This window comes from Bradyrhizobium sp. B025 (assembly GCF_042257955.1).
GTDB lineage: Bacteria > Pseudomonadota > Alphaproteobacteria > Rhizobiales > Xanthobacteraceae > Bradyrhizobium > Bradyrhizobium diazoefficiens.
In genome coordinates, this window is record NZ_CP170150.1 from 5,100,887 (window position 1) to 5,114,209 (window position 13,323).

Consider the following 13,323-nt stretch of genomic DNA (forward strand, 5'->3'; position numbering starts at 1 on the left):
TTCGGTCTCCGCGGCTGGATGCTAGGCTTTTAAGCTAAGACCTGTGGCCGATAAAGCGAGCGGCAGGCATGAGGGAACTTACGGGCATTGTCGCCCTATATGCGGGACTTGGACTGGCCGCGGCGGAGGCAGGCTTTCGTAGCCCGGAATCGCTGGTTCGCAATGTCTACGCCCATTACGGCCAGGGCGCGCCGGAGCTGTCAAAAGGCCTGCCGCGGGATGGCACCACCGCCCGGCAATTCTTCGATTTCCCGCTGCGCAAGGCCTGGAGCACGCCGAGGGCCGAGCCCTATGATTTCCTGGTGCAGAGCCCGAGCTGGAAGCTCGGCCCGGTCGCGATCGCGGTGGCCCGCAGGCAATACGACAAGACCTATGTCGCGGCGAATTTCGACAATCACGGCCGCCGGGTGACGCTGAACTTCATCCTCGTCAACGGACCCGAGGGCTGGCTGATCACCGATGTCGAGAGCTCGCACGACAGCTTGCGGATGTTTCTGGAACAGTTCCGGAATTGAGGGGTAAGCCGCTCACCAAACACCTGATGTCGTCCTGGCGAAGGCCAGGACCCATACCGCGTGATCTATCGATCGCGAGAGGTCGGAATACCGAACGAGGAGTCTTCGCCAAACCCCTCCCTGGGGTAATGGGTCCTGGCTTTCGCCAGGACGACGTCGCGGAAACTCCCTAGCCTACGGATTCACTATTCCTCAGGCGCGTTCTCGATCGGATCAAACCGGCTTGCATCGAGCCCGAGCAGATTCCACGACTGCTGCATGTGCGGCGGCAGCGGGGCGGTGGCGTCGATCACGCCGCCGCGCGGATGCGGAATGACGATGCGGCGCGCCAGCAGATGCAGCCGGTTTTGCAGGCCGCCCGGCAGCTGCCAGTTCTCGATGTTGAAATATTTGGGATCGCCGACGATGGGATGGCCGATATGCTCCATATGTGCGCGGAGCTGGTGGGTGCGGCCCGTCACCGGCTTCAGCGACACCCAGGTCAGCTTGTTGCCGGCGGTCTCGACCACGGCGTAATAGGTCACCGCGTGGCTGGCGCCCTCATCGCCGTGCTGGGCGATACGCATGATGGTGTCGTCCTCGCTCTCCTCTTTCGCGAGAAAGGTCGAGATGCGGCCCTGCTTCGGCTTCGGCAGCCCCGGCACCAGCGCCCAATAGACCTTTCGCGCCGACCGCGAGCGGAACGCGCCGGTCAGGTGCGAAGCAGCGAAACGGGTCTTCGCGATCAGGAGGCAGCCCGACGTGTCCTTGTCGATCCGGTGCACAAGCCGCGGCTTCTGCCCCTTGGAGTCGCGCATCACCTCCAGCATCTGGTCGATGTGCCGCGTCGTGCCGGAGCCGCCCTGCACCGCAAGCCCAAACGGCTTGTTAAGCACGAGGACGTCGTCGTCCTCGTAGATCGTCATCTCCTTCAGCGCCTTGAGCGTCTTCTGCGCAGCCTCCGAGAGCTCGCCGACGGCCTTGGGCGCGTCGAGCTTCAGCGGCGGGATGCGGACGCTCTGCCCCTCCTCCAGCCGGTCCTTGCTGTCGACGCGCTTGCCGTCGACGCGGAGCTCACCTTTGCGGACGACGCGCTGGATGTGGGAGAACGACAGGCCGGGAAAGCGCGCCTCGAGGAAGCGATCGACCCGCATGTTGTTCTCGTCGGCCGTCACCTTGACGGTCTGCACCTTGGTCGGCAGCAGCGCCTCGACCGGCTTTTCGGGCGCAGGCCTTTCCTGTGCAGCAGCCTTGGGCGGCCGCCGCTCGGCGCGCTCGCCCGCAAAGCGCGGCGGCTTCGTCCCCGGCTTGCCACCCGGCCGCGGTCCCGCTTTCTTTGCGGTGCGCGCCTTGAACGGACGCGAATCGTCGCGCTCGTCACGCGAACGGGGCTTTGGGTTCATTCTCTTGATGCGGCGGCTCATGGCTGCCTGCGTACCCTAAAAGCCGGCTCCCGTCACGGCGAAATGGCCGTTTCTAGCGCGAGCCGCCCCGCTCCTTCCGCAGCTTGGCCCAGTAATCCAGCCGCTTCCGGATCTCCCGCTCGAAACCGCGCTCGGGCGGATCGTAGAAGGTCTGGCGGCCCAGGGCTTCCGGGAAATAATCCTGGCCGGAGAAGGCGTCGGGGGCGTCGTGGTCGTATTCGTAGGCTGCGCCGTAGCCTTCCGACTTCATCAGCTTGGTCGGGGAATTGAGGATGTGCTTTGGCGGCAGCAGCGAGCCGGCCTGCTTTGCGGTCTGCATGGCGGCCCCGAAGGCGGTGTAGACCGCGTTCGATTTCGGCGCAGTGGCGAGATAGACCACCGCTTGCGCGATGGCGAGCTCGCCTTCGGGATGGCCGAGGAAGTCGAAGGCGTCCTTGGCGGCATTGGCGATGACGAGCGCCTGCGGATCGGCAAGCCCGATGTCCTCGACCGCCATGCGCACGACGCGGCGGGCCAGGAACAGCGGGTCCTCGCCGGCATCGAGCATGCGCGCGAGATAATACAGCGCCGCGTCGGGATCGGAGCCGCGCACCGACTTATGCAGCGCCGAGATCAGGTTGTAATGGCCATCGGCCGACTTGTCATAGATCGGGGCGCGGCGCTGCAGGATGTCCTGCAACTGCGCGGCATTGAAAATCTCGTCAGCCCGTGCAGAGCGCCAAACCTCTTCGGCAAGCGTCAGCGAGGCCCTTCCATCGCCGTCGGCCATGCGCACCAGCACCGCGCGCGCCTCCGCATCGAGCGGCAGCTTGCGGCCCTCGACTTCCTCGGCGTGCGCAAACAGCTTCTCGATCGCGGCAGCATCGAGCGAGCGAAACACCAGCACACGCGCGCGCGACAGAAGCGCCGCGTTGAGCTCGAAGGACGGATTCTCGGTGGTGGCACCGACCATCACCACCGTGCCGTCTTCCATGACAGGCAGAAACGAATCCTGCTGGGCGCGGTTGAAGCGGTGCACCTCGTCGACGAACAGCAGCGTGCCCTTGCCCATCTCGCGGCGGGCACGCGCTGCGTCGAATGCCTTCTTCAGGTCGGCGACGCCGGAGAACACGGCGGAGATCTGCTCGAAATGCAGGTCGGTCGCGTCCGCCAGCAGCCGCGCCACCGTGGTCTTGCCGGTGCCGGGCGGGCCCCAGAACACCAGCGAGCCGAGCGTGCGCGTCTCCAGCATGCGCGTCAGCGCGCCGTCGGGGCCGAGGATGTGATCCTGGCCGACGACCTCCGACAACGCGCGCGGGCGCAGCCGGTCCGGCAGCGGATGCGGAGCCTCGTGATCGAGCCCCGCCGCGGCAAAGAGAGTTGGCGTCTCCTGTGGTCGCTTCGGACTCATCCGCCCAGCGTGACGTTGATCTGCTGCCCGCCGCGCACCAGCGTGATGCGCCAGATCCGCGGGCGCTCGCCCGCGGCCTTTTCGAGATCGCCGGTCTTGCTGATCTTCTGGTTGTTGACGGCCAGGATGATGTCGCCCTTCTGGAAGCCGACATTCGCGGCCGCGCTGTCGCCGCCGAGATCGGCAATCACGACGCCCTCGGTGTCGGCGTCCAGATGCAGCTCGTCGGCAACCGCCGGCGTGATGGTCGAGACCTTCGCGCCCTGGAACGGCGAACGCGCGGTGATGACGAGCTCGTTGCGGCCGGCGTCGGGTGCGGTCTCCAGCGCGATCGCGAGCTTGAGCGGCTTGCCGCCGCGCTGCACGTCGATCTGCGCGGAACCGCCGAGCGGACGCGTCGCGAAGCGGTAGTCGAAGGCATTGGGATCATCCACGGTCTGGCCGTCGATCCCGGTGATGAGATCGGAGGATTTCAGGCCGGCCTTCGCTGCGGGACCGTTCGAGACCACGCTCGCGACCAGCGCGCCGGTCGGCGAACGCAAGCCGAGGCTTTCGGCGATCTCGGGCGTCACCGCCTGCAACTTCGCGCCGAGCCAGGGACGCTTCACCGCCTTGCCGCCGCCCTTGGCGGAAGCGACGACCACGCGCACCATGTTGGCGGGGATCGCAAAGCCGATGCCCTGCGAGCCGCCGGAGCGCGAATAGATCGCGGTGTTGATGCCGGCAAGCTTGCCGCTCATGTCAACCAGTGCACCGCCGGAATTGCCGGGATTGATCGCCGCATCGGTTTGGATGAAGAACTGGTAGTCGGTGATGCCGACCTGCGTGCGCGCCAGCGCCGAGATGATGCCGTGGGTCACGGTCTGGCCGACGCCGAAGGGGTTGCCGATCGCGAGCACGACGTCGCCGACCAGCAGCTCGTCGGAATTGGTGAAGTCGAGCGTTGGAAATTTCTCCTTGGTGTCCTTCAGGCGCAACACGGCGAGATCGGTGCGGGGATCCTTCAGCAGGATCTCGGCCTCGAACTCGCGCTTGTCCGACAGCGACACCTTGACCTGGTCCGCGCCCTCGATGACGTGGACATTGGTGACGACGAGGCCCGACGCATCGACGATGACGCCGGAGCCGAGCGAGCGCTGCATCTGCTCGGGCTGCTGGCCGGGCACGCCGAAGAAGCGGCGGAAGATGGGATCATCCAGCAGCGGATTGCGGTTCTGCACCACCTTGGCGGCATAGACGTTGACGACCGCCGGCTGCACCCGCTGCACGATCGGCGCATAGGACAGCCGCAGCTCGGCCGGCGACGACGGGGCCCGACGGTCCTGCGCCGCTGCCGGATTGAAGTGGGTCGAAAAGCCTATGCACAATGCCGTGACGACGGCGGTCCAGGTCGATCGAAACATTCCTACCTCTTGGAAAAGACGCCGGAATATAGGCGCGTTCGCCCCCCAATAGAAGGGCGCGGGATGGCAATATTCACCCCCCTTCCGGCGCCCGCCGCATACCGGCCCGGTGTGCGAAATGGCAATTTGCCCGGCGCTACGGATTGGCATGATACGCGTCATCTTGCATGGTGATGCAAGGCGGATTCGGTTGCGGCGAATTTGCATCAGTGGGAACCACGCAACCGGACGCAGCGTCGCGGGGCAGTCATCGATCCTTCCTAGGCTCTCCGTTCGCGACTTGGGGAAGTTCGTCAAACGATGGAGGCGTAACGTGAGCAGGACAAGAATTGCAGCCACGGCGATTGGTCTCGCCGGCGTGCTGGCGGCATCGCAAGCCCAGGCCCAATCGGCCAGCAACAGCGAACAGGAGATCGCACTCCTGAAGCAGCAGCTGAAGATGCTCGAGCAGAAGCTCGACAAGCTCCAGAGCCAGACCGCAGCGAACACCGCAGCGACGGCGAAAGCCAAGGCTGAAGCCAAGGCCGAAGCAAAAGCTGAAGCGCGCTCGGAGGCGAAAGCGGTCGTCGCCAATGCCAATGCGGCGATCCCGCTCAAGGGCCCGGCGCCGGCTTCCGGCGTCGTCGTGACGATGCCGAACAACCGGCCGACCATCTGCACGGCCGACGGAGCGAACTGCGTCGCGATCACGAGCCGCGTGCACTGGGATGTCGGCGGCTACGATTATCGTCCCAATACGGCAGGCACCGTGCCGCAGAAACTCGACAGCGGCGAGAACGTCCGTCGCGCACGCATCGGCGTCGTCGGCAAGTTCCTCGAAGACTGGAATTTTGCCCTGATCTACGACTTCGGCGGTTCGGCTGACGGCTTCGGCGGCACGGGGGCCGCCGGCGCTACTCCTGTCGGCTTCCTGCCCGGCGGTGGCACATCCGGCATCGAGAACGCGTATGTGAGCTACACCGGGCTGAAGCCTTTTGGCGGCAAGATGGCGATCGAGGCCGGCATCATGGACCTTGCCTGGACCCTCGATGAGTCCTCGAGCTCCAACGACATTCCCTTCATGGAGCGCGCCTCGGTCGGCGTGATCGCGCAAAATATCGCCGCCGGCGATTTCCGTTCTGCCGTCGGCGCCCGCTGGTACAACGACGTGTTCTGGGCCGGCGCGTACGTGACGGGTCCGACCACGGGTGCGATTCACTCAGCGTCGAGCGTCTCACCTCCGGGCACCAGCGAGCAGTACGGCGCGACGGCCCGCGTTGCGGGCCAGCTCGTCAGCGGCAAGGATTATTCGCTGCATCTCGGCGGCGACGCACAGTGGCTGATTCAGCCGCCGCGCAATCTGGTCGCCAACACGCAGACGCTCACGCTCAGCGACCGGCCTGAGCTGCGAATTGACCCTACGACACTGATCTCGACCGGTGCGATTGCCAATGTCGCGGGCGCGCAGGTTTATGGTGTCGAAGCCGCCGCGACCTATGGATCGCTGTTCCTCCAGGGCGAATACTACTGGTTCAACATCGATCGCAACGCGAACACCAGCGTGCCGTTAATCGGAGCGCCAAGCCTGAAATTCCAGGGCGGCTACGCGGAAGCGGCCTACGTCTTGACCGGGGAATCGCGCAAGTACAATCCAGCGAACGCCTCCTATGGCGGCGTGAAGCCCGATCATCCGTTCTCGCTCGATGGCGGTGGCTGGGGCGCCTGGGAGATCGCCGGCCGCTATTCCACTATGGATCTGAATAATCAGCTCGCGACTGCCGCCGGCATCGCCGGCGGACGCCAGACGGTCTACACGCTCGCGCTCAACTGGTACGTCAACGGCAATGTCCGCTTCATGCTGGACTACCTGCATGGCACGGTGTCGAAGCAAGCCTCGCCGGTCTCGACCGCCGACGTCGGCTCGAAGTTCGACGCGGTCGCGATGCGCACGCAGTTTGCGTTCTGACGCAATCTTGTCCGGGAGCGGCGCAGTCCGCTCCCGGACATTCACGCTGCTCGCTTCGGCTTCTTGACCGGTTCCGCCGCCTCGGGCGCCGGCGCGCAGGACAGCCGTTGCTGATGGCTCTCGCCCCACGCCTTCAGGATGTCGATCACGGGCCTGAGGCTCTCGCCGAGTTCGGAGAGGCAATACTCCACCCGCGGCGGTACTTCCGCATAAACCTTGCGGATGACGAGCTTGTCTTCCTCCAGCGCGCGAAGCTGTTTTGTCAGCATGCGCTGGGTGATGCCGGGCATCCGGCGGCGCAGTTCGCCGAAGCGCTGGGTGCCGTCCTGGAGGTGGTAGAGGATCACGCCCTTCCACTTGCCGTCGATCAGGTCCAGCGTCGCCTCGACCGAGCAGCCGGGACGCCGGGTAAAATCTCGCCGCTTCATGCGTGTTTTCCCAATAGTATCCAAACAGGGACTATATCCCCGAATTTACAGTACTTGCCAAACCGGAGCCAGCGGGACAGTTAGCAGGCCGGGCGCACGTCACAAGCTGCGCGCTATCTGATGGAGACAAGCCATGAAGGCCGTTGGCTACAAGAAATCGCTTCCGATCGAGGATCAGGACGCGCTGTTCGATTTCGAGACCGCAAAGCCCGAGCCCAAGGGGCGCGACATACGCGTCGCCGTGAAGGCGATCTCGGCCAATCCGGTCGACTACAAGGTGCGCAAGCGCGCCGCTCCGCCCGAGGGCGAGACGAAGATCTTGGGTTATGACGCAGCCGGCGTGGTCGACGCCGTCGGGCCCGAGGTCACGCTGTTCAAGCCGGGCGACGAGGTGTTTTACGCGGGCTCGATCCTGCGCCAGGGCACCAATGCGGAATTCCACCTGGTCGACGAACGCATCGTCGGCAACAAGCCGAAGAGCCTGTCGTTCGCGCAGGCCGCCGCCCTCCCCCTCACTTCCATCACCGCGTGGGAATTGCTGTTCGACCGCCTCGGCGCGGTGCCGGGCAAGAGCGTCGATCCGCGCACGCTGCTGATCACGGGCGGCGCCGGCGGCGTCGGCTCGATCCTGATCCAGCTCGCCCGCCGCCTCACGGGCCTCACGGTGCTCGCGACGGCGACGCGGCCGGAATCGCAAAAGTGGTGTCTCGATCTCGGCGCACATGCGGTGATCGACCACGGCAAGCCGATGAAGGAGCAGATCGAGAAGCTCAAGCTGCCGCCGGTGGCGCTGGTGGCGAGCCTCACCTTCACCGATCAGCACTACAAGGCGATCGCCGAGTTCATGGCGCCGCAAGGCCGGTTCGGCCTGATCGACGATCCGCCCGAGTTCACCATGAGCACGTTCAAGGGCAAGGCGATCTCGGTGCACTGGGAATCGATGTTCACGCGCTCCTCGTTCCAGACGCCTGACATGATCGCGCAGCATCATCTGCTCAATGACGTCGCCGACCTCATCGACAAGGGCGTGTTGCGCACCACGCTCGACCAGACCTTCGGCTCGATCAACGCGGCCAGCCTCAAGCGCGCGCATGCGCTGCTCGAGAGCGGCAAGTCGCGCGGCAAGATCGTGCTGGAGGGGTGGTAGGCGAGCACAGCGCCGCTGCCTAGGGTGGGCAAAAGCGCGCTTGCGCCGTGCCCACCATCACGCAACGGGCGCAGAAAGGTAGTGGGCACGCTTCGCTTTGCCCACCCTACGGCAGTTGTGCTCCTGGAGCGATGCCCTCGACGAACATCAACCGCCGCTCCAGCGCCGTCTGCCGCAGCTTCAACGCCTCGGCATATTCCACTGAGGCGTACCATTCGCGCGCGCGGGCCATCGTAGGAAACTCCACGATGATGATGGTCTTGGGCGGCGGGCCGCCCTCCACCACCTCGGCGGCACCGCCGCGCGCGAGGTAGCGGCCGCCATATTGCGCGATAGTCTGCGCCGCAAGCGCGCGATAGGCTTCCATCATCGCCTGATCGCGCACCTCGACCTCGGAGATCACATAAGCCGGCACGTGCGCAGCCTCAGGCAATCGTGTTGACGATACCACCCTCGGCCCGCAGCGCCGCGCCATTGGTCGCGGACGCTTCCTTCGACGCAACATAGACCACCATATTGGCGATCTCGTCGACGCTGGCGAAGCGCTGGATCAGCGAACTCGGGCGATGCTGCTTGACGAAATTGGCGGCGGCCTCATCCACCGACTGACCGTTTTGCTTCGCGAGATCCTTCACGAAGGTCTCGACACCCTCCGACATGGTCGGGCCCGGCAGCACGGAATTGACGGTGACGCCGGTGCCGCGGGTGAGCTGCGCCAGACCGCGCGCGACCGAGAGCTGGGCGGTCTTGCTCATGCCGTAGTGAATCATCTCGACGGGAATGTTGAGGCCGGATTCCGAGGAGATGAAGACGATGCGACCCCAGTTGCGCTTGAGCATGCCCTTCAGGTATGCGCGCGACAGCCGCACGCCGCTCATGACGTTGACCTCGAAGAAGCGGCTCCAGTCCTCGTCCGGGATATCGAAAAAGTCCTTCGGCTCGAAGATCCCGGCATTGTTGATGAGGATGTCGACCTCGGGCAGCTCGGACACAAGCGCCTTGCAGCCCGCCGCCGTCGAGACGTCGGCGGCGATGCCGCGCACCTTGCCACCCGCCGCTTCCAGCTTGCGCACGGCGGCGTCGACCTTGTCCTGGCCGCGCCCGTTGATCACGACGCTCGCACCGGAGGCGGCGAGACCTCTGGCAATGGCGTGGCCGATGCCAGCGGTCGAGCCGGTCACCAGTGCAGTTTTTCCGGAAAGGTCGATATTCATGTAGTATCTCCATCAGATCGATGATGGGAATATCGGACGCGGCGGATCGGGCCGCAATCGGCGCTCACCAATCAGTGAGACGCAGAGCACTTTTCCTGCGACAACGTAGACACCCCGCCTGAGCCGCGGCTGGAACGATTATTGCTAAGCAGCACGGCGTCTCATGTGAACACGGAAGAACTATGCGATGAAGCGGACGGCTCTCACGATTTTTCTCGGACTGGTCGGCTTGATGGGCGGCAATTCGCTCGCGCCGGCTCAAACGGTCTATCCGGAGAAATCTTTGCAATTGATCGTCCCCTTCCCGCCGGGCGGCGCCTCCGACGTGGTCGCGCGCATCATCGGCGGCGAGCTGGAGACGCGGCTCGGCAAGCCCGTGATCATCATGAACCGTCCCGGGGGCGGCACCACGATCGCGGCCAAGGAAGTCGCACGTTCGGCGCCTGACGGCTACACCCTGTTCTTCAGCTCGAACTCGAGCTTCACGCTGCCGGCAGCCGTGAAGGAAAGCGTGCCTTACGACGCGGCCAAGGATTTCGAGCCGCTCGGCCAAGTCGGCAAGATCACGCTGGCGCTCGTCACTTACAAGGACAATCCCGTCAAGGACGTCGCTTCGCTCGTCGCCGAGGCGAAGGCCAATCCCGACAAGCTGTCGCTCGCATCCTTCGGCGTCGCGACCGTCTCGCATTTCGCCGGCGAGCTGTTCAAGTCGAGTGCCGGGGTCAAGATGGTCCACCTGCCCTACAAGGGCAGCGCACCGGCGATGAACGACCTCATCGGCAAGCACATCCAGTACCACGTCGACACCGTGATCGCCGTGAAGCCGCAGATCGAGGCGGGTACCGTCAAGGTGCTCGCGGTGTTCTCCGGCAAGCGCACGCCCTACCTGCCCGACGTGCCGACGCTTGCCGAGCTCGGCTACACCGGCATCGACTTCGCGTCCTGGGGCGCGGTCGTCGCGCCCAAGGGGCTGCCGCCGGCCGTTCACGACAAGCTGACGGCGGCGCTGGAGGAGATCGTCAACAGCCCTTCCGTCATCGAGCGCTTCACCACGGTCGGCTTCGAACCGGGCTTCATGCGCTACAGCGATTGGGCAGGAGCCATCGGCAAGGAGACCGCCGAGATGAAGGAGATCGCGCAAAGGGCGGGGATCAAGGAAGAATAGCCGCGCTGATCTTCGCGAGCCCCAAAAACAAAAGCGGCGCCCGAGGGCGCCGCTTTCAATTCCGTACCTGCTGAAACGGCTTACGCCGCCTCGGCTTCCTTCTCCTGCACCGGACCGGAGTCCTGGCCCTTGGCATCGACGTCGCGATCGACGAACTCGATCACGGCCATCGCGGCGTTGTCGCCGTAGCGGAAGCCGGCCTTGATGATGCGGGTGTAGCCGCCCTGGCGGTCCTTGTAGCGGGTCGCGAGCACGTCGAAGAGCTTCTTGACCTGATCCTTGTCGCGCATCTCGGAGATCGCCTGGCGGCGCATGGCCAGCCCGCCCTTCTTGCCGAGGGTGACGAGCTTCTCGACGATCGGACGGAGCTCCTTGGCCTTCGGCAGCGTGGTGACGATCTGCTCGTGCTTGATCAGCGCGGCCGCCATGTTGGCGAACATCGCCCTGCGGTGCTCGGCCGTGCGGTTGAGCTTCCGATGAACCTTGCCGTGACGCATGTAACTATTCCTTACGTTAAAACTGCCGCGACGGTTCGTCGGACATGTTGCTCAGGTGGGCTGCCTGCGTTCGCCCAGTCAGTTATTCCGGGGCGGCTCGCAGAGCCGAACCCGGAATCTCGAGGTTCCGGGTTCGATGCTCCAGGGCCGCGGTTGCGCGGTCCCGTCGCATCACCCCGGAACGACGAATCTCAGTAGTGATCCTCGAAGCGCTTGGCGAGCTCGTCGATGTTCTCCGGCGGCCAGCCCGGCACTTCCATGCCGAGATGCAGACCCATCTGAGCCAGCACTTCCTTGATCTCGTTCAGCGACTTGCGGCCGAAGTTCGGGGTGCGGAGCATTTCCGCCTCGCTCTTCTGCACGAGATCGCCGATGTAGACGATGTTGTCGTTCTTCAAGCAGTTGGCCGAACGCACCGACAGCTCGAGCTCGTCCACCTTCTTGAGGAAGGCCGGGTTGAAGGCGAGGTCCGGGATGATCTCCTGGGCGACTTCCTTGCGCGGCTCTTCGAAGTTGACGAACACGTTGAGCTGATCCTGGAGGATGCGGGCGGCGTAAGCCACCGAGTCATCCGGCGAGATCGCGCCGTTGGTCTCGATCGTCATGGTCAGCTTGTCGTAGTCGAGGATCTGGCCCTCGCGGGTGTTCTCGACCTTGTAGGAGACCTTGCGGACCGGCGAGTACAGGCTGTCGACCGGGATCAGGCCGATCGGCGCATCCTCGGGACGGTTGCGCTCGGCGGGCACATAGCCCTTGCCGGTCGCGACGGTGAACTCCATGCGAATCTCCGCGCCCTCGTCGAGGGTGCAGATCTGGAGGTCCGGATTGAGCACGACGACGTCGCCGACAGTCTGGATGTCGCCGGCGGTGACGACGCCCGGGCCCTGCTTCTTCACGACCATGCGCTTGGGGCCTTCGCCCTGCATCTTGATCGAGATGTCCTTGATGTTGAGCACGATGTCGGTGACGTCCTCACGGACGCCAGCGATCGAGGAGAACTCGTGCAGCACGCCGTCGATGTGCACCGACTGCACCGCCGCGCCCTGGAGCGAGGAGAGCAGGATTCGGCGCAGCGCGTTGCCGAGGGTCTGGCCGAAGCCGCGCTCGAGCGGCTCGGCGACGATGGTCGCGAAACGGGCCGGATCGCTGCCGGGCGTGACCTGGAGCTTGTTCGGCCGAATCAGTTCTTGCCAATTTTTCTGGATCGTCACTGTTTCACCCATACAGGCCAGTCGAACTGCCGTTGCAGACACTGGCGTTGGAGAAAGGCCGCAGGTCGCACCTGCGGCTTCTTGCAAAAGTCATTGCGGGCGCCGATGCACCCGCAACCTCGTATCAAACGCGCCGACGCTTGCGGGGACGGCAACCGTTGTGCGGGATCGTGGTCACGTCGCGGATCGAGGTGACGGTGAAGCCGGCGGCCTGGAGCGCGCGCAGCGCCGATTCGCGGCCCGAACCGGGACCGGCGACTTCGACTTCCAGCGTGCGCATGCCGTGCTCCTGCGCCTTCTTCGACACGTCCTCGGCGGCAACCTGCGCCGCGTACGGGGTCGACTTGCGCGAGCCCTTGAAGCCCATCGTGCCGGCGGAGGACCAGGCAATCGTGTTGCCCTGCGCGTCGGTGATGGTGATGGTTGTGTTGTTGAACGACGAGTTCACGTGCGCAACGCCGGAGGCGATGTTCTTGCGTTCACGACGGCGAACGCGGGTGGCTTCCTTGCCCATTGAGTACCTTTCCTGGAGATCTCAAACGCCGCCGTAATGCCAGCGGCTACACCTGTGGAACGAAAGGCGCGTGGCGAACGGGTATCCCCGGTTCGCCACACGCCGCGATTGGATGCGAAAACTTACTTCTTCTTGCCGGCGATGGCCTTGGCCGGGCCCTTGCGCGTGCGCGCATTGGTGTGGGTACGCTGACCGCGCACCGGCAGACCGCGACGATGACGCAGGCCGCGATAGCAGCCGAGGTCCATCAGACGCTTGATGTTGATGCCGACCTCACGACGCAGGTCACCCTCGACGAGATAGTCGCGGTCGATGACTTCGCGGATCTGGAGCACTTCGGCGTCGCTGAGCTGGCTGACGCGACGATCCACCGGGATCTTCACCTTCTCCAGAATCTCACCGGCGATCTTCTGACCGATGCCATGGATGTACTGGAGCGCGATCAGCACGCGCTTGTTGGTGGGAATGTTCACGCCGGCAATACGGGCCAC

General features: G+C 64.8%; 14 protein-coding genes. 4 read left to right on the forward strand and 10 right to left on the reverse strand.

Going from position 1 to position 13,323, the window contains the following annotated elements:
- Positions 1-68 precede the first annotated feature (68 nt).
- On the forward strand, positions 69-515 hold the full coding sequence (locus tag ACE10W_RS23790) for a hypothetical protein (RefSeq protein WP_182871955.1): 447 nt from the start codon (positions 69-71) through the stop codon (positions 513-515).
- Positions 516-700: 185 nt separating this feature from the next.
- Here ACE10W_RS23790 and ACE10W_RS23795 read toward each other — a convergent pair whose 3' ends face one another.
- From ACE10W_RS23795 to ACE10W_RS23805, 3 genes are read right to left on the reverse strand one after another with little or no spacing between them, the layout of a single operon-like run.
- Positions 701-1,918 (reverse strand): RluA family pseudouridine synthase, encoded by a 1,218-nt coding sequence (locus ACE10W_RS23795; protein ID WP_060907953.1) that lies wholly within the window; start codon positions 1,916-1,918, stop codon positions 701-703.
- 52 nt (positions 1,919-1,970) lie between these two features.
- Complete coding sequence (locus ACE10W_RS23800) at positions 1,971-3,308, reverse strand: replication-associated recombination protein A (protein WP_182871956.1); 1,338 nt, start codon at positions 3,306-3,308, stop codon at positions 1,971-1,973.
- A complete protein-coding gene (locus tag ACE10W_RS23805) occupies positions 3,305-4,711 on the reverse strand; it encodes a DegQ family serine endoprotease (RefSeq protein WP_038967063.1) in 1,407 nt (468 codons plus the stop codon). The genes ACE10W_RS23800 and ACE10W_RS23805 overlap by 4 nt, the downstream gene beginning before the upstream one ends.
- A gap of 313 nt (positions 4,712-5,024) precedes the next feature.
- Between ACE10W_RS23805 and ACE10W_RS23810 the strand changes: the two genes are divergently transcribed.
- Entirely contained in the window at positions 5,025-6,656 is a 1,632-nt protein-coding gene (locus ACE10W_RS23810) for an OprO/OprP family phosphate-selective porin (RefSeq protein ID WP_038967062.1), read from the forward strand.
- Between the two features lie 41 nt (positions 6,657-6,697).
- On the opposite strand, the gene ACE10W_RS23815 is transcribed toward ACE10W_RS23810, so the two are convergent.
- Positions 6,698-7,084 (reverse strand): helix-turn-helix domain-containing protein, encoded by a 387-nt coding sequence (locus ACE10W_RS23815; RefSeq protein ID WP_011088126.1) that lies wholly within the window; start codon positions 7,082-7,084, stop codon positions 6,698-6,700.
- A 133-nt stretch (positions 7,085-7,217) separates the two neighbouring features.
- Here ACE10W_RS23815 and ACE10W_RS23820 point away from each other — a divergent pair, with 133 nt between their 5' ends.
- Positions 7,218-8,231 (forward strand): zinc-binding alcohol dehydrogenase family protein, encoded by a 1,014-nt coding sequence (locus ACE10W_RS23820; protein WP_182871957.1) that lies wholly within the window; start codon positions 7,218-7,220, stop codon positions 8,229-8,231.
- Positions 8,232-8,337: 106 nt separating this feature from the next.
- Here ACE10W_RS23820 and ACE10W_RS23825 read toward each other — a convergent pair whose 3' ends face one another.
- Both ACE10W_RS23825 and ACE10W_RS23830 read right to left on the reverse strand, forming a co-directional pair.
- Positions 8,338-8,646, reverse strand: coding sequence for a DUF1330 domain-containing protein (locus ACE10W_RS23825; protein WP_060907958.1), 309 nt, complete (start codon positions 8,644-8,646; stop codon positions 8,338-8,340).
- A gap of 10 nt (positions 8,647-8,656) precedes the next feature.
- On the reverse strand, positions 8,657-9,445 hold the full coding sequence (locus ACE10W_RS23830; protein ID WP_182871958.1) for an SDR family NAD(P)-dependent oxidoreductase: 789 nt from the start codon (positions 9,443-9,445) through the stop codon (positions 8,657-8,659).
- Between the two features lie 187 nt (positions 9,446-9,632).
- Between ACE10W_RS23830 and ACE10W_RS23835 the strand changes: the two genes are divergently transcribed.
- Positions 9,633-10,610, forward strand: coding sequence for a tripartite tricarboxylate transporter substrate binding protein (locus ACE10W_RS23835; RefSeq protein ID WP_011088130.1), 978 nt, complete (start codon positions 9,633-9,635; stop codon positions 10,608-10,610).
- 80 nt (positions 10,611-10,690) lie between these two features.
- Here the strand turns inward: ACE10W_RS23835 and rplQ are convergent, their stop codons facing one another.
- From rplQ to rpsM, 4 genes are all read right to left on the reverse strand, one after another.
- Positions 10,691-11,107 (reverse strand): 50S ribosomal protein L17, encoded by a 417-nt coding sequence (gene rplQ / locus ACE10W_RS23840; RefSeq protein ID WP_011088131.1) that lies wholly within the window; start codon positions 11,105-11,107, stop codon positions 10,691-10,693.
- A gap of 191 nt (positions 11,108-11,298) precedes the next feature.
- Positions 11,299-12,330: a DNA-directed RNA polymerase subunit alpha gene (locus tag ACE10W_RS23845; RefSeq protein WP_011088132.1), complete on the reverse strand. Its 1,032-nt coding sequence runs from the start codon at positions 12,328-12,330 to the stop codon at positions 11,299-11,301.
- 112 nt (positions 12,331-12,442) lie between these two features.
- Complete coding sequence (rpsK, locus tag ACE10W_RS23850) at positions 12,443-12,832, reverse strand: 30S ribosomal protein S11 (protein ID WP_007603045.1); 390 nt, start codon at positions 12,830-12,832, stop codon at positions 12,443-12,445.
- 122 nt (positions 12,833-12,954) lie between these two features.
- Entirely contained in the window at positions 12,955-13,323 is a 369-nt protein-coding gene (gene rpsM, locus ACE10W_RS23855; protein ID WP_011088133.1) for a 30S ribosomal protein S13, read from the reverse strand.